General features: G+C 66.5%; 20 protein-coding genes and 3 tRNA genes. 15 read left to right on the forward strand and 8 right to left on the reverse strand.

Going from position 1 to position 17,615, the window contains the following annotated elements; translation table 11 throughout:
- Positions 1 to 4 precede the first annotated feature (4 nt).
- Together G474_RS0102125 and G474_RS0102130 are read right to left on the reverse strand one after the other, a co-directional pair.
- Positions 5 to 826, reverse strand: a complete 822-nt coding sequence (locus G474_RS0102125; RefSeq protein ID WP_026685544.1) for a thiol:disulfide interchange protein DsbA/DsbL — start codon at positions 824 to 826, stop codon at positions 5 to 7.
- 112 nt (positions 827 to 938) lie between these two features.
- On the reverse strand, positions 939 to 1,223 hold the full coding sequence (locus G474_RS0102130; RefSeq protein WP_026685545.1) for a hypothetical protein: 285 nt from the start codon (positions 1,221 to 1,223) through the stop codon (positions 939 to 941).
- A gap of 312 nt (positions 1,224 to 1,535) precedes the next feature.
- On the opposite strand from G474_RS0102130, the gene G474_RS24360 reads away from it, so the two are divergent.
- The 9 genes from G474_RS24360 (at position 1,536) to speD (ending at position 9,441) form a co-directional block, all read left to right on the forward strand.
- Positions 1,536 to 1,667: a hypothetical protein gene (locus G474_RS24360; RefSeq protein ID WP_281171692.1), complete on the forward strand. Its 132-nt coding sequence runs from the start codon at positions 1,536 to 1,538 to the stop codon at positions 1,665 to 1,667.
- A gap of 269 nt (positions 1,668 to 1,936) precedes the next feature.
- On the forward strand, positions 1,937 to 2,281 hold the full coding sequence (locus G474_RS0102140; protein ID WP_026685546.1) for a hypothetical protein: 345 nt from the start codon (positions 1,937 to 1,939) through the stop codon (positions 2,279 to 2,281).
- A gap of 167 nt (positions 2,282 to 2,448) precedes the next feature.
- Positions 2,449 to 3,504, forward strand: a complete 1,056-nt coding sequence (locus tag G474_RS0102145) for an SPFH domain-containing protein (RefSeq protein ID WP_026685547.1) — start codon at positions 2,449 to 2,451, stop codon at positions 3,502 to 3,504.
- Positions 3,505 to 3,522: 18 nt separating this feature from the next.
- The gene (locus G474_RS0102150; RefSeq protein WP_026685548.1) at positions 3,523 to 5,463 is read left to right on the forward strand and encodes a DUF4178 domain-containing protein; all 1,941 of its coding nucleotides are present in this window, start codon (positions 3,523 to 3,525) and stop codon (positions 5,461 to 5,463) included.
- A 21-nt stretch (positions 5,464 to 5,484) separates the two neighbouring features.
- The gene (locus G474_RS23095) at positions 5,485 to 5,628 is read left to right on the forward strand and encodes a hypothetical protein (RefSeq protein ID WP_156919111.1); all 144 of its coding nucleotides are present in this window, start codon (positions 5,485 to 5,487) and stop codon (positions 5,626 to 5,628) included.
- A gap of 9 nt (positions 5,629 to 5,637) precedes the next feature.
- On the forward strand, positions 5,638 to 5,856 hold the full coding sequence (locus G474_RS0102160) for a DUF350 domain-containing protein (RefSeq protein WP_026685549.1): 219 nt from the start codon (positions 5,638 to 5,640) through the stop codon (positions 5,854 to 5,856).
- Positions 5,857 to 5,871: 15 nt separating this feature from the next.
- Positions 5,872 to 7,425, forward strand: coding sequence for a polyamine aminopropyltransferase (locus G474_RS0102165; protein WP_245589288.1), 1,554 nt, complete (start codon positions 5,872 to 5,874; stop codon positions 7,423 to 7,425).
- A 10-nt stretch (positions 7,426 to 7,435) separates the two neighbouring features.
- A complete protein-coding gene (locus tag G474_RS0102170) occupies positions 7,436 to 9,061 on the forward strand; it encodes an FAD-dependent oxidoreductase (protein WP_043462964.1) in 1,626 nt (541 codons plus the stop codon).
- A 2-nt stretch (positions 9,062 to 9,063) separates the two neighbouring features.
- A complete protein-coding gene (gene speD / locus G474_RS0102175; protein WP_026685552.1) occupies positions 9,064 to 9,441 on the forward strand; it encodes an adenosylmethionine decarboxylase in 378 nt (125 codons plus the stop codon).
- Here the strand turns inward: speD and G474_RS0102180 are convergent, their stop codons facing one another.
- The gene (locus G474_RS0102180; RefSeq protein ID WP_026685553.1) at positions 9,442 to 10,239 is read right to left on the reverse strand and encodes an IclR family transcriptional regulator; all 798 of its coding nucleotides are present in this window, start codon (positions 10,237 to 10,239) and stop codon (positions 9,442 to 9,444) included. It lies immediately after the preceding gene.
- A gap of 85 nt (positions 10,240 to 10,324) precedes the next feature.
- On the opposite strand from G474_RS0102180, the gene G474_RS0102185 reads away from it, so the two are divergent.
- The 4 genes from G474_RS0102185 to G474_RS0102200 all read left to right on the forward strand — a co-directional run bounded on the left by G474_RS0102185 (position 10,325) and on the right by G474_RS0102200 (position 11,345).
- Positions 10,325 to 10,942, forward strand: coding sequence for a ParA family protein (locus tag G474_RS0102185; protein ID WP_026685554.1), 618 nt, complete (start codon positions 10,325 to 10,327; stop codon positions 10,940 to 10,942).
- A gap of 59 nt (positions 10,943 to 11,001) precedes the next feature.
- Positions 11,002 to 11,078 (forward strand) — tRNA-Met (locus G474_RS0102190).
- Between the two features lie 76 nt (positions 11,079 to 11,154).
- Positions 11,155 to 11,230, forward strand: a tRNA-Asn gene (locus G474_RS0102195).
- A 40-nt stretch (positions 11,231 to 11,270) separates the two neighbouring features.
- Positions 11,271 to 11,345: transfer RNA gene (locus G474_RS0102200), tRNA-Thr, on the forward strand.
- Positions 11,346 to 11,421: 76 nt separating this feature from the next.
- Here G474_RS0102200 and G474_RS0102205 read toward each other — a convergent pair.
- From G474_RS0102205 to ahpC, 3 genes are all read right to left on the reverse strand, one after another.
- A complete protein-coding gene (locus G474_RS0102205; RefSeq protein ID WP_026685555.1) occupies positions 11,422 to 12,357 on the reverse strand; it encodes a ZIP family metal transporter in 936 nt (311 codons plus the stop codon).
- Between the two features lie 97 nt (positions 12,358 to 12,454).
- Positions 12,455 to 14,017, reverse strand: coding sequence for an alkyl hydroperoxide reductase subunit F (gene ahpF, locus G474_RS0102210; protein ID WP_026685556.1), 1,563 nt, complete (start codon positions 14,015 to 14,017; stop codon positions 12,455 to 12,457).
- Between the two features lie 145 nt (positions 14,018 to 14,162).
- A complete protein-coding gene (gene ahpC / locus G474_RS0102215) occupies positions 14,163 to 14,726 on the reverse strand; it encodes an alkyl hydroperoxide reductase subunit C (RefSeq protein WP_026685557.1) in 564 nt (187 codons plus the stop codon).
- Between the two features lie 201 nt (positions 14,727 to 14,927).
- On the opposite strand from ahpC, the gene G474_RS0102220 reads away from it, so the two are divergent.
- Positions 14,928 to 15,806 carry an alpha/beta fold hydrolase gene (locus G474_RS0102220; RefSeq protein ID WP_026685558.1) on the forward strand — a complete coding sequence of 293 codons (879 nt, stop codon included), beginning with the start codon at positions 14,928 to 14,930 and terminating at the stop codon, positions 15,804 to 15,806.
- A 19-nt stretch (positions 15,807 to 15,825) separates the two neighbouring features.
- Here the strand turns inward: G474_RS0102220 and map are convergent, their stop codons facing one another.
- Together map and G474_RS0102230 are read right to left on the reverse strand one after the other, a co-directional pair.
- Positions 15,826 to 16,635: a type I methionyl aminopeptidase gene (gene map / locus G474_RS0102225; protein WP_026685559.1), complete on the reverse strand. Its 810-nt coding sequence runs from the start codon at positions 16,633 to 16,635 to the stop codon at positions 15,826 to 15,828.
- On the reverse strand, positions 16,632 to 16,850 hold the full coding sequence (locus G474_RS0102230; RefSeq protein WP_026685560.1) for a ParD-like family protein: 219 nt from the start codon (positions 16,848 to 16,850) through the stop codon (positions 16,632 to 16,634). The genes map and G474_RS0102230 overlap by 4 nt, the downstream gene beginning before the upstream one ends.
- Before the next feature lie 119 nt (positions 16,851 to 16,969).
- Here G474_RS0102230 and acuR point away from each other — a divergent pair, with 119 nt between their 5' ends.
- Positions 16,970 to 17,614 carry an acrylate utilization transcriptional regulator AcuR gene (gene acuR / locus G474_RS0102235; RefSeq protein ID WP_026685561.1) on the forward strand — a complete coding sequence of 215 codons (645 nt, stop codon included), beginning with the start codon at positions 16,970 to 16,972 and terminating at the stop codon, positions 17,612 to 17,614.
- The last annotated feature ends 1 nt before the right edge of the window (position 17,615 follow it).

Consider the following 17,615-nt stretch of genomic DNA (forward strand, 5'->3'; position numbering starts at 1 on the left):
AGGCTCAGGGCGCGGCACATCGGGCCACGGCAGCGTTGCTTTGCAGTTTCAGGCAATGGCGCAGGTCGCGCTCCTTGGGCGGCGCCGCTACAGGCTTGGCCGGTGCCTGGGCGGGCGTTTGCTTGGGTTGCGCTGCGGGCTCGGGAGGCGCCACCGCCACGGGGACTGCGGGGGGAAGTGCCCGGGGCGTGCTCCGGTGGGTCAGCTCGATCACTTCCTGCAGCACCTGCACGGTCCGCTCCGGCGGCAGCCCCTTGATCAGGTAGCGGCCGTCCACCACCAGCGTGGGGGTGTCGCGTATCTGGTAGTGCTGCTGCAACTTGCGGGCTTCCGCCAGCCTGCGCTCCACCTCGGGTGAGTGGTAGGCAGCGGTGAATGGGGCGGGGGAAACGCCCAACTGCTGGATGAAATCCAGCCGGGCCGGCTTGGAAGACAGCTGGTTGTTCAGGTCCAGGTGATGGACATGCACTTCCTTGTATATCTCGTCATGCAGTAGGTCCGGCTGTTCCAGGAACTGCAGCGTGTGATGTAGCCGTGCCATGGATTCGTCCCGGGACGGGTCAAGGATGACGGGCACGTGGACCAGCCGGACATTGCCGGGCATGGCGGCGGACCACTGGGCCAGGCTTTGCTGCTGGCGGTAGCACTGGGCGCTGGGGTAGGAAAAGAAATCCAGCACTTCCACCGGGCCGCCGCTGACCGGACGGAGAGGCTCCACCAGGGTGTAGTCCCTGCCCGGCTGGGCCGCGGCGGCTGCCTCAGGACTGAACAGCGGGTTGCAGAACAGGCCGACAAATAGCGCAGAGAGCGCCATCATGGTTTTCATGTATCACCTTCAGTGTTTATCCCCGCAGCCCGCTTGCGGGTGCCTGAGGGATTGGCAAGGGGTGGCCGGGGAAGCTCCCCGTGGAGCGATGGGCCTGCCTCCGGCCCGCGCCTCATTTTTCCAGCCGGTAGTTCAGATCCAGGCGCGGCCCTTCCTGGCGGGCAAACAGGTCGCCGGTCTTCTGGCCCTGCCGTTCGCAGATGATGTGGGTGTAGCCGGATTCAAGGCCAGGCTGGTACTGGGGTTGGGAATCGGCCCTGGCGCAAAGCTGCCGGGCGTAGGCGTCGATCTGGGAGCCCGGGTTGCGGGCCGCTTCCAGACTGGTGGATCCATACTCGAGGGCCTGGGCAGCGAGCACCCAGCTCCCCATGATGAGCAAACCGAGATAGCGGTACATGGTGACTCCTCCTGGACAGATTCGCCGGTCATTTTATGGATAAAGCATGCGGCGGGAAACCCGGATTTCATGGAGAAGGCTTGTAAAAATCCCGTCATAATCCAGGTTCCTCTGGAAAAACAGCCGCTTGGCTGTGAATTCCCGGGGCTGCCGCAAGGGATCGGTACGGGCGGATAGCGTCTTCCCGGCGCCAGTCGCCGGGGGCGGCCGGGCTCATGGGGCCGGCAGCGCCGGTTCCTGCCTTGTAGAAAGCCGCTTCGGGTGTGACGTGGATCACCGACAGGCAGGGCCGGCCGCGGCACAATGCCTCCCATGCTGACACTCCGTAACATCTCCTTCTGGATTGCCGCCCTGGTCTTGCCGGGCGGCTTTCTGCTGCTCGTGCCCAAGGCCATCCAGGCCGTGCAGCGGCTCAGGGGGAAGGGTGTGTGGTTCGCCCGCTAGGATGCGGGGCCCCCGGGTCCGGCGTTTCAGTCGGATGACATGAATTTTCCTGCGGCCCGGGTCCCGGGCCGGCTTCCAGGTCAGCCCTGGAATTCTCCGTATTTTCCTCTCTCCAGTACCGCCGTGCCTTGTCACGCTGCCTTGCTCCGCTGGGTTGGCACGGCGCCTTGCCAGCCCCCGGAGCGCCGCCTGGAGTTTGCTTCATTCGTTTGATGTCAATATCATGGGTTCCGTCCGGCCAGCCTGGCCGGTTTTTCTTCTGCTCGCCCATGTTGAAGCAACTTCTGGATCGTCTTTCCTTTGCCCTGCTCGGGTTCATCTTCGGCAGCCTGCTTGCCGTGCTGCTCTGGGTGCTCTACGGCCATGGCTTTTCCCTGCGCCATGCAGCGCGGCGGGAATGGGGCGAGTTGTCCCTGTGGATTCGTTATGTGGGCGGCGGTTTTGCGCTGCTGGGATTCCTGCTCACGGACCGGGTGGGGGATGTCGTTGGCAGCACGACCCGGGAGGTCTATGAATACGAGTCCCGCTACTTCGTGCCCACCGAAATCCCCACATGGTTGGCGATTCCAGTGCTCGTGGGGGTGGGCCTGGGGGTGTGGCATTTCCTGGGGTGAGGCAGGCTTCCGGGATAGTCCCGAAGAAAGTGCGGGAGGGGGCTGGATGGTCTTGCTTTCAGCAACGGACAAAACCCTTCGGGATGCATGGACAGCCCCGGTTCCCCATCTTATGATGCCCGCCTGAACGCCCCGGTCGGGGCAGGGTCATTCATGAGGAGAGCCCCATGGCGCTGATGGATTTCATCAAGAAGCAGTTCATCGACATCATTCACTGGACCGAGGAGGACGGGGAAACCGTCGCCTGGCGCTTTCCCATGGCCGACTTCGAAATCCAGTACGGGGCCAGCCTGACGGTGCGGGAGTCCCAGATGGCGGTGTTCGTGAACGAAGGCCAGGTGGCCGACGTGTTCGGGCCCGGCATGTACAAGCTCAGCACCCAGACCCTGCCGGTGCTCACCTACCTGAAGAACTGGGACAAGCTGTTCGAATCCCCCTTCAAGTCCGACGTTTATTTCTTCAGCACCCGCCAGCGCCTGGACCGCAAGTGGGGCACCCCCAACCCCATCACCATCCGGGACAAGGAATTCGGCGCCGTGCGCCTCAGGGCCTTCGGCATCTATTCCTATCACCTGGTGGACCCCAAGCTGTTCCACAGCACCATTTCCGGCACCGTGGAGCGCTACACCACCGAGCAGCTGGAAAGCCAGCTCAGAAACACCGTGGTGGGCCACATCGCCGACCTGTTCGGGGAATCGGGCATCTCCTTCCTGGACATGGCCGCCAACCAGGAGGAATTCGGCAAGGCACTGCGGGAGAAGATCACCCCCCTGTTCCAGGGCTATGGCCTGGCCCTGGACAGCCTGGTGGTGCAGAACATCTCCCTGCCGGAGGAGCTGGAAAAGGTCCTGGACACCCGTATCGGCATGAACGTGATCGGCGATATGGGGCGTTACACCCAGTACCAGGTGGCCAACAGCATTCCCCTGGCGGCCCAGAACGAGGGCGGCATGGCCGGCATCGGCGCGGGGCTGGGGGCGGGCATGACCATGGGGCAGGCCATGGGCCAGGCGATGATGAATGCCATGCAGCCCGGCGCCGCGCCTGCTGCGGCCCCCGCTGCCGCTACGCCGGCCCAGCCGGTCCCGGCAGCCGCGGCCCCGGTGTCCGCCGACGAGGTGGTGGCCACCCTGGAAAAGCTGCACGCCCTGGTGGGCAAGGGCATCCTGAGCCAGGCGGAGTTCGATGCCAAGAAGGCCGAGCTGCTGCAGAAGCTGAGCTGAGTTTTTCCGGACAGTTCCATGGCCCGAACCGCCCAGTGCCCCTCTTGCGGGGCACCCGTCACCTTCCGCTCTTCCGCCTCCATCCTGGCGGTCTGCGAGTATTGCCAGACCACCTTGCTGAACCTCCAGGGCAATATCGAGGACCTGGGCAAGATGGCCGCCCTGGTGGAGGACCGTTCGCCCCTGCAACTGGGGGCCGAAGGGCGCTACCAGGGCGTGCATTTCGCCCTGGTGGGGCGCATCCAGCTCCGCTACGGGGAAGGGCTGTGGAACGAGTGGCACCTGCTTTTCGACGACCAGCGTACCGGCTGGCTGTCCGAGGCCGGGGGCGAGTACGTGCTCTCCTTCCTGGAGTGGGTGCCGGAAGCCATTCCCCCCTTTGCCAGCCTGAAACCCGGCGAGGGGCTGGTGCTGGGCCAGCGGACCTGGACGGTGACCAATCTGGAAAACGCCGAGTGCGTGGCCGGGGAAGGGGAACTGCCCTTCAAGGTGGGGGGCGGCTACCCGGCGCCAGTGGCAGACCTGCGCGCCGGGGAGCGGCTGGCCACCATTGACTACAGCGACGGGGAGAGCGGGCCGCCCCTGGTGTTCTTCGGCCAGGTGGTGGATTTTTCCAGCCTGGGATGGAACAACCTGCGCCCGGGCATGCCCTTGCCCGGGGCGCCCACCCTGAAGGCCAGGGCCCTGCGCTGCGCCAGTTGCGGTGCTCCCCTGGAGGTGAGGCACGAGGGCATCCTGGCCGTGGGCTGCCGTCAGTGCGGCGCGGTCACCGACCCGGACACCGAAAAACTCATTTCCGGCCTCAAGGGCAAGGATGCCCCGGTCCAGCCACGCATTCCCCTGGGTAAGGTGGGCAGCTTTCGGGGCGAGAAGCTGGAAGTCATAGGTTTCATGCAGCGCTTCATGAAGGTGGAGGGCCAGCGCTACGACTGGCGCGAATACCTGCTGGCCCGGGTGGACAAACCGGGTTACCGCTGGCTCACCGAGTATGACGGCCACTGGAATGTGGCCGACGTGCTCAGCGATGTGCCCAGCGCCATGAACACCCGCTACCGGACTTCTCCCCGGGGCGCCCTGGCGTACCGGGAGCATCGCTTCGACCACTTCCAGTCCTACGGGGCCGAGGTGGAATACGTGATCGGGGAGTTCACCTGGCGGGTGCAGGTGGGGGAGAAGGCCAAGCTTGATGACTATGTGGTGCCGCCTCTGCTGCTGACCCGGGAGGCCACGGGCAAGGAGGTGAGCTGGAGCCTGGCCGAATACGTGCCCCACGAGGAGATCAGCCAGGCCTTCGGCCTGGGGACCCTGCCCGAGCCCCGGGGCGTCTATGCCAACCAGCCCTCGCCGGTGGCGGACCGGCATCGCCGGGTGTGCCGCAATTTCTGGATTTTCTTCATCATCGGGGTGCTCCTGCAACTGGGGCTCTGGGCCCTGGAGCAGGAGCAGGTCCTGGTGCGCGAGAGCCTGGCCCTGCAGCCCGGCGTCGAACAGCCGGTGCTGAGCAAGCCCTTCGTGGTGGAATCCCACCTGCCCACCCTGGTGGTGCAGAACCAGGCCGGCATTTCCAACGACTGGGTGGCCCTGGACCTGGTGCTGGTCAATGAGCAGACCGGGGAAGCCCGGCACGCCAGCCAGGAACTCAGCTACTACTGGGGCACTGATGGCGGGGAAAGCTGGAGCGAGGGTTCCCAGGAGGGGGACGTGTCCTTCCGGGACGTGCCCCCCGGCACCTGGCGCCTGATGCTGGAGCCGGAGATGGACCCGGGCCGCTACCAGCCCATTTCCGATACCCTGGTGGTGCGGAAAGGAGGCTCCAGCTGGAGCAACATCATCCTGCTGTTCCTGTTCCTGGCGGCCTTCCCCATCTATACCCGCTGGCGCATGTACGCCTTCGAGGTGGCCCGCTGGGCCGAGAGCGATCACCCCAAGGTAAGCGAGAGCGACGATGACGATGATTGACCGGTTGCGGCGGGGTGGCCCATGAGCCGCATTTACGCCTTGCTCGCCGCCATGGCCCTGGCCGGCTTCGCCTGGGCCCAGCACAACGGCTACAGCCTGTTCGACAACGTGGCTTCGGGCCGCAGTGGCGGCGGTTCCGGGGCCCGCAGCATCTATCACAAATAAGGAGGCGCCATGCCTGAACTCATCAACGCCAAACTGCTCTTCAACTCCCTCCTGTACTCCATTCTCGGGGTGGTGGTGTTCTGGGTGTCCTTCATCATCGTAGACAAGCTCACCCCCTACGAGCTGTGGCGGGAGATCGTCGAGCGCAAGAACCAGCCCCTGGCCATCGTCATCGCCGCCATGTGCCTGGGCATCGCCATCATCGTTGCTGCTGCCATCCATGGCTGAGTGCGTGGATAAATCTTGACGGACGAGGTTGTCATGCCGGCGGCGGAGGGCGTCCGCCCGCCAGCCCGGTTGCAGCACGCCCTGCTGGCCTCGGTCTTCGTCATCGCCTCCTGCGGCCTGGCCTACGAGCTGGTGGCGGCGGCCCTGGCCAGCTATCTGCTCGGGGATTCGATCACCCAGTTTTCCACCATCATCGGCGCCTACCTGTTCGCCATGGGGCTGGGTTCCTGGCTGTCCCGCTACGTGGGCGGCAACCTGGTGCGCCGCTTCATCCAGATCGAGCTGGCCGTGGGGGTGCTGGGCGGCTTCGCCGCGGTGGGCCTGTTCCTGGCCTTCGCTGCCCAGACGGGGCCTTTCCGGGTGTTGCTCTACCTGGCCGTGCTGGCCGTGGGTACCCTGGTGGGGCTGGAAATTCCCCTGGTGATGCGCATCCTGAAGCGGGAGGTGGCTTTCAAGGAGCTGGTGTCCCGGGTCCTGGCCGTGGACTACCTGGGGGCCCTGGCCGTGTCCCTGCTGTTTCCCCTGATCCTGGCTCCCTACCTGGGCCTGATGCGTACCGGGCTGCTGTTCGGTCTCCTCAACGTGGGAGTGGCGGTCTGGGCCCTGCTGCTGTTCCGGGACCAGCTGCCCCGGTCCGGGGGGCTGCGTCTGGCGGCGGGGGCCAGCGTGCTGCTGCTCCTGGGGGGGCTGGGGGTGGCGGGCAAGGTGTCGGACATGGCCGAGAGCTGGCTGTACACCGACGAGGTGATCCACATGGAGAGCTCCCCCTACCAGCGCATCGTGGTGACCCGCTGGCGGGACGACATCCGCCTGTTCTTGAACCAGAATCTGCAGTTTTCCTCCCGGGATGAGTACCGCTACCACGAGGCCCTGGTGCATCCGGGTCTGGGAGCCCTGCCCGGGGCCCGGCGCATCCTGGTGCTGGGGGGCGGCGACGGTTTCGCGGTTCGGGAGATCCTGCGCTATCCCCAGATCCAGTCCGTGACCCTGGTGGATCTGGACCCGGCCATGACCCGGCTGTTTTCCACTGCGCCCCTGCTGACCCAGTTGAACGGCAACGCCTTGAAGGACCCCCGGGTCAGCGTGATCAATGCCGATGCGGCCATCTGGCTGGAGGAGAACGGCGAGGTCTTCGACTTCGTGGTGGTGGATTTCCCCGATCCCTCCAATTTCGCCCTGGGCAAGCTCTACTCCACCGGCTTCTACCGCCTGCTGGAGCGGCATCTGGCGCCGGGCGGGCGGGTGGTGATCCAGTCCACCTCCCCCTATTACGCCCGCCGCTCCTTCTGGACCATCGTCGCCACCCTGGAAGCCGCCGGCTTCCAGACCGCTCCTTACCACGCTCTGGTGCCCAGCTTCGGCGAATGGGGCTATGTCCTTGCGGGCCGGGAGCCCCCGGGGCTGCCCAGCGCTTACCCGGAAGGCTTGCGCTTTCTCACCGTGGCGGGCACGGGGGACCTGTTCCATTTCCCCGCCGACATGGCGTGCCTGCCCATGGCGCCGAACCGTCTCAACGAACAGAGCTTGGTGCGTCTGTTCGAGCAGGAATGGCACGGGGCGGCCCGGTGAGGCGGGGCTGATGCGGCGCCGGGACTTTCTCGCCGCCTGGGGGGCGGCAGCCCTGGCCGGTTGCGCGCCCGGGGCAGCGCCGCCCCTGCCGCCCGGCGAGCTGGCCGGAGGGGACTTCGAACTGGGGCATCGCCTGGCCGGGGGGGATTTTCCGGCCCCGGCGGAAACGCGGCGCACTGGTGTGCTGATCATCGGTGCCGGGGTGGCGGGGCTTTCTGCCGCCTGGCGCCTGCAGCGGGCCGGCTTCCAGGATTTCGCGGTGCTGGAACTGGAGGCCCAGGCGGGCGGGAATTCCCGCTCCGGCCGGAACGGGATTTCCGCCTATCCCCTGGGGGCCCATTACCTGCCCCTGCCCAACCCCGAGGCCCGGGCCGTACGCGCCCTGCTGGCGGATCTGGGGGTGCTGCGCGGCGATCCCGCCGCCGAGGCGCCCGTGTATGACGAAGCCTACCTCTGCCACGCCCCCCAGGAGCGCCTGTATCGCCAGGGCCTCTGGCAGGAGGGGCTGGTGCCCCATCTGCACCTGGCGGCCGGGGAGCAGGCACAGCAGGCCCGTTTCTTCGCCCGCATGGGGGAATTCAAGGCCGCCCGGGACGACCGGGGCCGGCGCCTGTTTGCCCTGCCCACGGCCTACGCCGGGGAGACCCCGGCCAGTCGGGCCCTGGAGCAGCTCACCATGCACGACTGGATGCGGGCCGAAGGTTTTGACGCCCCCTCCCTGCACTGGTACGTGAATTACGCCTGCCGGGACGACTACGGCACCGATTACCGCCAGGTGTCGGCCTGGGCCGGCATCCACTACTTCGCCTGCCGTACCGGGCGGGGCGGGGAGGGGGCCGGGGAGACCGTGCTCACGGCGCCCGAGGGCAACGGTTGGATCGTGAACCGCCTGGCCGGGCGCCTGGGGCCGGCCCTGCACACGGGCTGCGCTGTCCATGCCCTGCGCCAGGGGCCGACGGAGATCAGCGTCCAGGTCTGGGACCGGAAGCAGGAGCGCAGCCTCGAGTACCAGGCCGGGCAGCTCATCTGGGCGGCCCCCCTCTATCTGCTGCCCCGTCTGGCCAGGGAGCTGCCGGCGGAGCTGGCGGCAGCCATCGCCCCCCTGGGCTATGCCCCCTGGCTGGTGGCCACCCTGAGCCTGACGGCGCCCCCGGAGCCGGGGGCGGGCATGCCCCTGGCCTGGGACAACGTCCTCTACGACAGTCCCGGCCTGGGCTATGTGGTGGCCACCCACCAGCAGCTCCGCCGGGACAGCCGGGGCCCCACGGTGCTCAGCTACTACCGGCCCCTCTCCGACGCCGACCCCAGAGCTGCCCGGGCCCGGCTGCTGTCCACCTCCCGGGAGACCTGGGCCGAGGAAATCCTGGCGGACCTGTCCCGGGCCCATAGGGACATCCGCCGGCTCACCACCCGCCTGGACCTGTTCCGCCACGGACACGCCATGGTCAGGCCCCTGCCGGGGCTACGCCGCAGGGCGCGGCTGGAACGGCTGGCGGCGGGCTGGGGCAGGGTGCAGCTGGCCCATGGGGACATGGGCTGCCTGTCCCTGTTCGAGGAGGCCAATTACTGGGGCGTGCGCGCCGCCGAACACATCCTGGCGGGCGCAGGCGGCCGGCTGCGGGAAAGGCTGGTGTAGAGGTGGAGGGCTTGCACATCCTGGCCGAGTGGCGGGGCTGCAGCGCCAACCCGGGGCTGCTGCGCCATGCCGGGCTCCTGGAACAGCTGTGTCTGGAAGCCTGCCGGGGAGCCGGCCTGACGGTGGTGGGCTGGCTGTTTCACCCCTTCGGCACCCCGGAGCAGCCCGCCGGGGCCACCGGGGCCGTGGTGCTGGCGGAATCCCACCTAGCCATCCATACCTGGCCGGAACTGGAGGCCGTGACCCTGGATCTCTATGTCTGCAATTTCAGCCGCGACAACCGGGCCGCGGCTGAAGCGGCCTACGCCGCCCTGCTGCAGGCCTTCGGCCCGGCCCGGGTGAGCCGCCGGGACGTGCAGCGGGGCAGCCTGGCGCCCTGATCAGGCGTTCTGCTGCGCCCCCAGGCGCTGGGAAAGGTCTTCCCCGGCCGCCTTCACGGCGACGGCGATGGGGCTTTCCCAGTCGTTGTCGAAGTTACCCACGGAGCCCAGGGCGGTGATGGCCGCCACCATGCTGCCGTTGTGATCGTAGACCGGGGCGCTGAAACCATTGATGCCCGGGGTCATGCTGCCGCTGGCCCGGGCCAGGCCCCGCTTGCGGATCTCGGCGAGGGACTTTTCCAGGCTGGCCCGCTGGCTGCCCACGGCCACCCCGGTGCTCCGGGCCGTGGCCACCAGTTCTTCGTGCAGGATGGTTTTCAGGGCCGGGCCTTTGTAGAAGGCGGCGAAGGCCCGACCCGTGGCCGAATTGGCCAGGGGCAGCACGGCTCCGGGACGCAGGTTCACGGTGATGGCCCCGCCCGCATCGGCCCAGCGCACGATGGTGGCGCCCCGATTGCCCCAGACCGCCAGGGCCACGGTTTCGTGAATCCTTTCACACAGGTCTTCCAGGATGGGTTCCGCCAGCCGCACCGGGTCCAGGCGGGCCAGGCCGGCCAGACCCAGTTCCAGGCACCAGCCCCCCAGGTCGTAACGGCCGGAGCGCCGGTCCTGTTCCACCAGACCGATGCGCAGGAAGCTCACCAGGTAGCGGTGCGCCTTGGCCGGCGCCATGCCGGCCTGGGCGGCCAGATCCTTGAGCATCATGGGGCGGCCGTGCTGGGCCAGGACCTTGAGGATCTGAAATCCCAGTTCTATGGACTGGATGCCCAGGCGCTCATCGGTGCTATTACGTTCCATCTTCAAACTCCTCGCTGCGGCCCGATGCCGTCAGCCTATAATCGACAGGTTCGCAGTTTACTGATTATTGAAGGGAGATAGGTCAATGCGTGCGGTAATGGTGGCAAATCCCAAGGGCGGGGCTGGCAAGACGACCCTGGCAACCAATCTGGCCGGCTATTTTGCCAACCAGGAACTGAGTGTCAGCCTCTGCGATCTGGATCGCCAGCAATCCTCCCTGCGCTGGATGGCGTTCCGGGACCCGGGCCTGCCCTCGGTGACCGGCTATTTCGGCGGCAACCAGATGCTCATCAACCTGCCTCAGGAGCCCGACTGGGTGGTCCTGGACGCCCCGGCCGGTTTCCAGGGCTACAAGCTCAATGACTATCTGCGCGCCGTGGATCGGGTGATCATCCCCGTGGTGCCGTCCATCTTCGACATGGCCGCCACCGAGGACTTCCTGAATGCGGTGCGCCAGGACCTGCGCGGCCGGGCCGCCAAGATCGGCATCGTCGCCATGCGCGTCGATCCCCGCACCCGGGCGGCAGCCATGCTGGAAGAGTTCCTGCGCCACTTCGACATCCCCATCCTGGCTTACCTGCGCAACACCCAGAACTACGTGAACGTGGCGGCTGCCGGCCAGACCATCTTCGATCCCCCCCGCTCCAAGTTCAAGCGGGACGCGGAGCAATGGGCCAGCCTGCTGGAGTGGCTGAAAGATTAAATCCTGAAAAGTGTTGACAGGCCTTTGCCTGCTCCCTATAATCTCATCTCTCTGACGGACGCGGGGTGGAGCAGTCTGGCAGCTCGTCGGGCTCATAACCCGAAGGTCGCAGGTTCAAATCCTGCCCCCGCAACCAAGCCTTCATAGGCTGGAGTCAGAGATACAATCAGCCCGGTTGAACTCGCCGGGCTTTTTGTTGATTCAATACCGATTCCTCGATAGCTCAGTCGGTAGAGCGCCGGACTGTTAATCCGTAGGTCCCTGGTTCGAGCCCAGGTCGAGGAGCCAGCTTTCCGCTTTCCATCGCTCGATGGGAAGCACAAGGGAAGCCCATGTGGCTCAGTGGTAGAGCACTCCCTTGGTAAGGGAGAGGTCGGCAGTTCGATCCTGCCCATGGGCACCATTCCCTGTTCCCTGTTTTTCCCCATCTTTCAGTTTTTCCCCGTCTGCATGCCTGTTCCTGCAGGGCTTTGCCGCGTTCAGCCCAGGCTGGTGTCGAGCACCATCATCAGGGCGAATCCTGCCATCAGGCCCAGGGTGGCTGGTGTCTGGTGGCCGTTCCGGTGGGTTTCCGGGATCACTTCGTGGGAGACTACGAAGATCATGGCGCCGGCAGCCAGCCCCAGTCCCAGGGGGTAGGCCAGGGCCATGCCGCTGGAGAGTCCGACCCCCAGCAGGGCGCCGATGGGTTCCAGCAGGCCGCTCAGACCCGCCACAGCCACCGCCTTCAGGGCCGGGAACCCGGCGCCCCGTAGGGCCAGGGCCACGGCCAGCCCCTCGGGAATGTCCTGCAGGGCGATGGCAGTGGTGAGGGGAATGCCCACTCCCAGGTCGCCCCCGGCAAAACTGACGCCGATGGCCATGCCCTCGGGCAGGTTGTGCAGGGCGATGGCGAACACGAACAGCCAGACCCGGCCGCAGCGTTCATGGCCGGGGCCGCAGGGACCTGTCTTGTCGTGCTCGTGGGGCGTGAATTCATCCAGACCCAGCATCAGCAGCACCCCCAGTCCCATGCCCAGCACCACCACGGCGGCGCCCAGCGGCTTGCTGCCGAGAATTTCCCCGCCGGCTTCGAGCCCGGGGAGGAGCAGGGAGAAGGCGCTGGCCGCCAGCATCATGCCGGCGGCCAGGCCCAGCAGGCTGTCTTCCAGCTTTTGCGGGATGCCGCGCAGGAACAGGGCGGGCAGGGCGCCCAGGGTGGTGGTGGCGAAACCGGCCAGGCCTCCCAGCAGGGCCTGACGCAGCATGGGGCTGGCTTCGCCCCTGGCGACCTGGAACAGGCTCTGGGCCAGGAGCAGGAGCACGGCCAGCAGGGACAGCCCCAGGCCCAGGGCCGCGAGGGGATGCTGGCGGGCGTGTCCGGCGAGGGTGCTGATCCAGTCGGGGACCAGGCTGGCGGGGCGGGTGGCTTCCATGGGGACTCCTGGGGGATCAGGGACTGGACTTATTTTCCACGCAAAACGGGGTGACGGGCCAGACAGCCGGTCACCCCGTTTTGCTGCCGGGCCGGCCTCAAGCCGGGGCGGAGCTGCGGATCAGGTGGTCAAAGGCCGAGAGGCTGGCCTTGGCCCCTTCGCCCATGGCGATGATGATCTGCTTGTAGGGCACGGTGGTGCAATCCCCGGCGGCGAACACCCCGGGCACCGAGGTCTGGCCCTTGGCATCCACCACGATCTCGCCGAACCTGGAGAGCTCGACGCTGCCCTTGAGGAAGTCCGTGTTGGGCAGCAGGCCGATCTGCACGAAGATGCCTTCCAGCTCGATCTGGTGTACCGCGCCGCTGGCCCGGTCCTTGTAGGTGAGGCCGGTGACCTTCTGGCCGTCGCCATTCACCTCGGTGGTCTGGGCTTCCTTGATCACCGTGACATTGGGCAGGCTGTAGAGCTTTTTCTGCAGCACGGCGTCGGCCCGGAGTTCGCTGCCGAATTCCAGCAGGGTCACCTGGGCGACGATGCCGGCCAGGTCGATGGCGGCTTCCACCCCGGAGTTGCCGCCGCCGATCACGGCGACCCGCTTGCCCTTGAACAGGGGGCCGTCGCAATGGGGGCAGTAGGCCACGCCCTTGGCCCGGTATTCGGCTTCACCGGGCACGTTCATCTCGCGCCAGCGGGCGCCGGTGGCGAGGATCACGGTCTTGCTCCTGAGCACCGCGCCGGAGGCCAGCTGCACCTGGATGGGGCCGCCGTTTTCACCGGGTACCAGGGCCTCGGCCTTCTGCAGGTTCATGATGTCCACATCGTATTCCCGCACATGCTGCTCCAGGGCCATGGCCAGCTTGGGTCCTTCGGTTTCCTTGACGGAAATGAAGTTCTCGATGGCCAGGGTGTCCAGCACCTGACCGCCGAAACGCTCGGCCACCACCCCGGTGCGGATGCCCTTGCGGGCCGCGTAGATGGCGGCGGCGGAGCCGGCCGGGCCGCCCCCGACCACCAGCACGTCGAAGGCTTCCTTCTGGCTGATCTTCTCGGCTTCCCGGGCGATGGCGCCGGTGTCCAGCTTGGCGAGGATTTCCTCGGCGCTCATGCGGCCCTGGCCGAACAGTTCGCCGTTCAGGTAAATGGCGGGCACCCCCATGATCTGGCGTTCCTCCACCTCCTGCTGGAACATGCCCCCGTCGATCATCACCGCCTCGAAGCCGGGGTTGAGCACGGCCATGGTGTTCAGGGCCTGCACCACGTCCGGGCAGTTGTGGCAGGTGAGGGAAATGAAGGTCTCGAAGCTGTACTTGCCGTCCAGGGCCTTGATCTGCTCGATCACGTCCGCCTCCAGCTTGGGCGGATGACCGCCGCTCTGGAGCAGGGCCAGGATCAGGGAGGTGAATTCGTGGCCCATGGGAATGCCGGCGAAGTGGATGCGCGGCGCCTGGCCCTGGCGGGCGATGCCGAAGGAGGGGCGGCGCTTGTAATTGCCATCCAGGCGCAGGCTCACCTGTTCGGAAAGGCCGGCGATGTCTTCGAGCAGGGCGCGCATTTCGGCGGCCTTGGGGCTCTCGTCCAGGGAGGCCACCAGTTCGATGGGCTGGACGAGCTTGGTCAGGTAGGCCTGCAACTGGGTCTTGATGTTGGCGTCGAGCATGGTGTTCTCCCTTTGTTGGAATTGATGCCGATGGAATGGCTTGCGAATCGCAATGAAAAGGCGCCAGGACAGGGTTGCGCTGGCGCCTTTGCGCTGCGATCCGGGCCGTCCCGGAGGACGGCCGGATGGTCGGGGCCCGAAAGCCTTAGATCTTGCCGACCAGGTCGATGGAGGGAGCCAGGGTGGCGGCGCCTTCCTTCCACTTGGCGGGGCAGACCTGACCCGGGTGGGCGGCGGTGTATTGGGCGGCCTTCAGCTTGCGCAGGGTTTCGGACACGTCCCGGGCGATCTCGTTGGAGTGGATTTCCAGGGTCTTGATGACGCCGTCCGGGTTGATGATGAAGGTACCGCGCAGGGCCAGGCCTTCTTCGGGGATATGCACGCCGAAGGCGTTGGTCAGCTGGTGGGTGGGGTCACCGATCAGGGGGAACTTGGCCTTGCCCACGGCGGGGGAGGTTTCGTGCCACACCTTGTGGGAGAAGTGGGTGTCGGTGGTGACGATGTATACCTCGGCACCGGCTTTCTGGAATTCGGCGTAGTTGTCGGCGGCGTCTTCGATTTCGGTGGGGCAGTTGAAGGTGAAGGCGGCCGGCATGAAGATCAGCACGGACCACTTGCCCTTCAGATCGGCGTCGGAAACCTCGATGAACTTGCCGTTGTGGAACGCATTGACCTTGAAGGGTTGAACCTGGGTGTTGATCAGAGACATCGTTTTTCTCCTTGGGTTGTGTTGAATCGACAGAACGGATATTAGGGAGGCGGCAGGTATTGTTCCAATTGTTTGTACGCATATGGGAAATAGCTTTCGCCTATCGGCTTGAGTTTGGGTATTTGCAAAATCTCTGCCCCTCTGCCATCAACGGGGTTGGGGCGGCTACAATCCCGGGGTTTTCTGCCCCTCTTTGACGCCATGTCTGTTCTGGAATCCCGTAGCGAATACCTGGAGGTGCGCGGCCTGCGCTATCACCTGCGGCACTGGGGCCAGGACCCGGCGCCCCGGGTGCTGTTCCTGCATGGCTGGATGGATTCTTCCCCCACCTTCCAGTTCGTGGTGGAGGCCCTGGCCCGGGACTGGCACGTGATCGCTCCCGACTGGCGGGGCTATGGTGCTTCCGAATGGCTGGGGCGGCCTTACTGGTTCCCTGATTACTACGCCGATCTGGACCAGCTGCTGGCCCACACCTTTCCCGGAAGGCCGGCCCGGGTGGTGGGGCACAGCATGGGGGGCAGCGTGGCGGCTGCCTATGCCGGCCTGCGTCCCGGCCGGGTGCAGGAGCTGGCGGTGCTGGATTTCCTCGGACTCAAGCCGCCGCCGGCGGAGCAGGGCGCTGCCGACACCTTGCTCACCTGGCTGGAGGGCATCGCCAGCCCGCCGCGGCTGCGGGCTTACAAGGACAGGGAACAGCTGGCCCGCTGGCTGATGGCGGTCAATCCCCGCCTGCTGCCGGAACGGGCCGCCTTCCTGGCGGAACGGGTGAGCCGGGAGCGCCCCGATGGGCAGGTGGAGATGGCCTGCGATCCCTGGCACAAGGTGCCGGCGCCCCATCCCTACCGGATCGAGGATGCCATGGACTGCTGGCGCCGGGTGGAGGCCCGGGTGCTGCAGCTGGTGGCCGACCAGGGCTACGTGCAGCAGCGTTTCGGCGCTCGCCCCGAGGAGTTCCGGCGGCGTCTGGATTGCTTCCGGCAGCTGCGTCTGGAGACCGTCGTCGATGCCGGGCACAACCTGCAGCACGACCAGCCGGAACAGGTGGCCCGGGTGCTGGAGGATTTCCTGAGCCGGGATTGAATCTGGCCTCAGTGCGCTTTCAGGTGGGCAGGATGGGTGGGTAGTCCCCGTAGCCCTCGGGCCAGGGGGTGAGGATCTCGCAGCCGCTTTCCGTGACGGCCACCATGTGTTCCCACTGGGCCGACAGGGAGTGGTCCCGGGTTACCACCGTCCAGCCGTCCGGCAGGTGCTTGGTGGCGGCCTTGCCCGCATTGAGCATGGGCTCGATAGTGAAGATCATGCCTGGCTCCAGGCGCAGCCCGGTGTTCGGGCGGCCGTAATGGAGCACCTGGGGTTCGTCGTGGTAGATCCGGCCGATGCCGTGGCCGCAGTATTCGCGCACCACGCTGAAGCCTTCCCGGTGGGCCACCTGCTGGATGGCGTGGCCCACGTCACCCAGGGTTGCCCCGGGCCGGACCTGGCGGATGCCGGCGCCCATGGCTTCGTAGGTGGTGCGGACCAGGCGTCTGGCCAGGGTGCCAGGCTCGCCGACGCAGTACATGCGGCTGGTGTCTCCGAACCAGCCGTCCTTGATCAGGGCCACGTCGATGTTCACGATGTCGCCCTGCTTCAGTTTCCGCTCGGAGGGGATGCCGTGGCAGATGACGTGGTTCACCGAGGCGCAGATGGTCTTGGGATAGCCGTGGTAGCCGATGTTGGCGGGAATGGCCTGGAGCTCGTGGACGATGTAGTCATGGCAGCGCTGGTCCAGCTCATCGGTGCTGACGCCGGGGCGTACGTGCTCGCCTATCATCTGCAGCACCCGGGCGGCCAGCTGGCCGGCGCGCCGGGCCAGGGCGATTTCTTCGGCCGTATGCAGGGGAACAACGGGGAGGGAAGGCTTGTTCATGCGGCCCGGGCCCCCGTGTTCACGGTTTCCAGGTGCTGCTGTTCCGCCTGCAGCAGGAGCTGGCAGATATCACCATAGCTGAGCCCGGGCTGCAGCTCGGCCAGCATGCCCACCCGCAGCCAGTGTTCCGCCTGGGCGTTGATGGAGCGGCCCAGGGCGCCGCTGGCCAGGCGCAGGTTTTCATGCATCTGCTCGGAAATCTTGACGATACCCATGGTTCATGGTCTTTATATGATCTATATATGTTGCGTATATTAACAGCCGAAACGGCGCCCGCCCAGGGGGGCTACTATGCCCTTGAGCTGAATAGACTATCGGTCTAGTATCCCCGGCCATGAACCCGTCCATCTCTCCCTCCCCCTTGCCCCGCCGTCGCGGCCGTCCGCCGCGGCAGGGGAGCGGCCAAAGTGAAACCCGGGAAATCCTGCTCCAGGCGGGGGTGGAAATCCTGGCCGAGAAGGGTTTTTCCGCCACCGGCATCGACGAAATCCTGCGTCGGGTGGGGGTGCCCAAGGGCTCCTTCTATCATTTCTTTGCCAGCAAGGAGGCCTTCGGCGTTGCCCTGGTGCGCCGCTACGGGGAGCTCCTTTCCCATAAGCTGGAGCGCAACCTGGGCAACGAGGCCCTGCCGCCCCTGGAGCGCCTGCGGGGGTTCGTGGCCGAGTCCCGGGCCCGAATGGCCCTGCACGGATTCCGGCGCGGCTGCCTGGTGGGCAACCTGGGGCAGGAGACGGGTTGCCTGCCCGGCAGTTTCCGCCAGCTGCTGGCCCAGGTATTCGCTGACTGGCAGGGACAGGTGGCCGCCTGTCTCGAAGCGGCCCGGGAACGGGGGGAACTGGCCGCCGGGGCCGACTGCCAGCGGCTGGCCGCCTGTTTCTGGATAGGCTGGGAGGGGGCGGTGCTGCGGGCCAAGCTGGAGGCTTCCCCGGAACCCCTGGACATCTTTGCCGAGTTCTTCTTTGCCGGGCTGCCCCGCTAAT

The sequence above is a fragment of the Azovibrio restrictus DSM 23866 genome, from assembly GCF_000429665.1.
In the GTDB taxonomy this organism is placed as follows: Bacteria; Pseudomonadota; Gammaproteobacteria; order Burkholderiales; family Rhodocyclaceae; genus Azovibrio; species Azovibrio restrictus.

Bases quoted from the DNA above. Each gene is read 5' to 3' on its own strand.
- G474_RS0102145 (WP_026685547.1), top strand. From the start codon at position 2,449: ATGGCGCTGATGGATTTCATCAAGAAGCAGTTCATCGACATCATTCAC.
- G474_RS0102185 (WP_026685554.1), top strand. From the start codon at position 10,325: ATGCGTGCGGTAATGGTGGCAAATCCCAAGGGCGGGGCTGGCAAGACG.
- G474_RS0102230 (WP_026685560.1), bottom strand. From the start codon at position 16,850: ATGGGTATCGTCAAGATTTCCGAGCAGATGCATGAAAACCTGCGCCTG.
- G474_RS0102130 (WP_026685545.1), bottom strand. From the start codon at position 1,223: ATGTACCGCTATCTCGGTTTGCTCATCATGGGGAGCTGGGTGCTCGCT.
- ahpC (WP_026685557.1), bottom strand. From the start codon at position 14,726: ATGTCTCTGATCAACACCCAGGTTCAACCCTTCAAGGTCAATGCGTTC.
- G474_RS0102125 (WP_026685544.1), bottom strand. From the start codon at position 826: ATGAAAACCATGATGGCGCTCTCTGCGCTATTTGTCGGCCTGTTCTGC.
- G474_RS0102170 (WP_043462964.1), top strand. From the start codon at position 7,436: ATGCGGCGCCGGGACTTTCTCGCCGCCTGGGGGGCGGCAGCCCTGGCC.
- G474_RS0102180 (WP_026685553.1), bottom strand. From the start codon at position 10,239: ATGGAACGTAATAGCACCGATGAGCGCCTGGGCATCCAGTCCATAGAA.
- G474_RS23095 (WP_156919111.1), top strand. From the start codon at position 5,485: ATGAGCCGCATTTACGCCTTGCTCGCCGCCATGGCCCTGGCCGGCTTC.
- G474_RS0102205 (WP_026685555.1), bottom strand. From the start codon at position 12,357: ATGGAAGCCACCCGCCCCGCCAGCCTGGTCCCCGACTGGATCAGCACC.
- G474_RS0102160 (WP_026685549.1), top strand. From the start codon at position 5,638: ATGCCTGAACTCATCAACGCCAAACTGCTCTTCAACTCCCTCCTGTAC.
- ahpF (WP_026685556.1), bottom strand. From the start codon at position 14,017: ATGCTCGACGCCAACATCAAGACCCAGTTGCAGGCCTACCTGACCAAG.
- G474_RS0102220 (WP_026685558.1), top strand. From the start codon at position 14,928: ATGTCTGTTCTGGAATCCCGTAGCGAATACCTGGAGGTGCGCGGCCTG.
- G474_RS0102150 (WP_026685548.1), top strand. From the start codon at position 3,523: ATGGCCCGAACCGCCCAGTGCCCCTCTTGCGGGGCACCCGTCACCTTC.
- G474_RS0102140 (WP_026685546.1), top strand. From the start codon at position 1,937: ATGTTGAAGCAACTTCTGGATCGTCTTTCCTTTGCCCTGCTCGGGTTC.
- G474_RS24360 (WP_281171692.1), top strand. From the start codon at position 1,536: ATGCTGACACTCCGTAACATCTCCTTCTGGATTGCCGCCCTGGTCTTG.
- acuR (WP_026685561.1), top strand. From the start codon at position 16,970: ATGAACCCGTCCATCTCTCCCTCCCCCTTGCCCCGCCGTCGCGGCCGT.
- map (WP_026685559.1), bottom strand. From the start codon at position 16,635: ATGAACAAGCCTTCCCTCCCCGTTGTTCCCCTGCATACGGCCGAAGAA.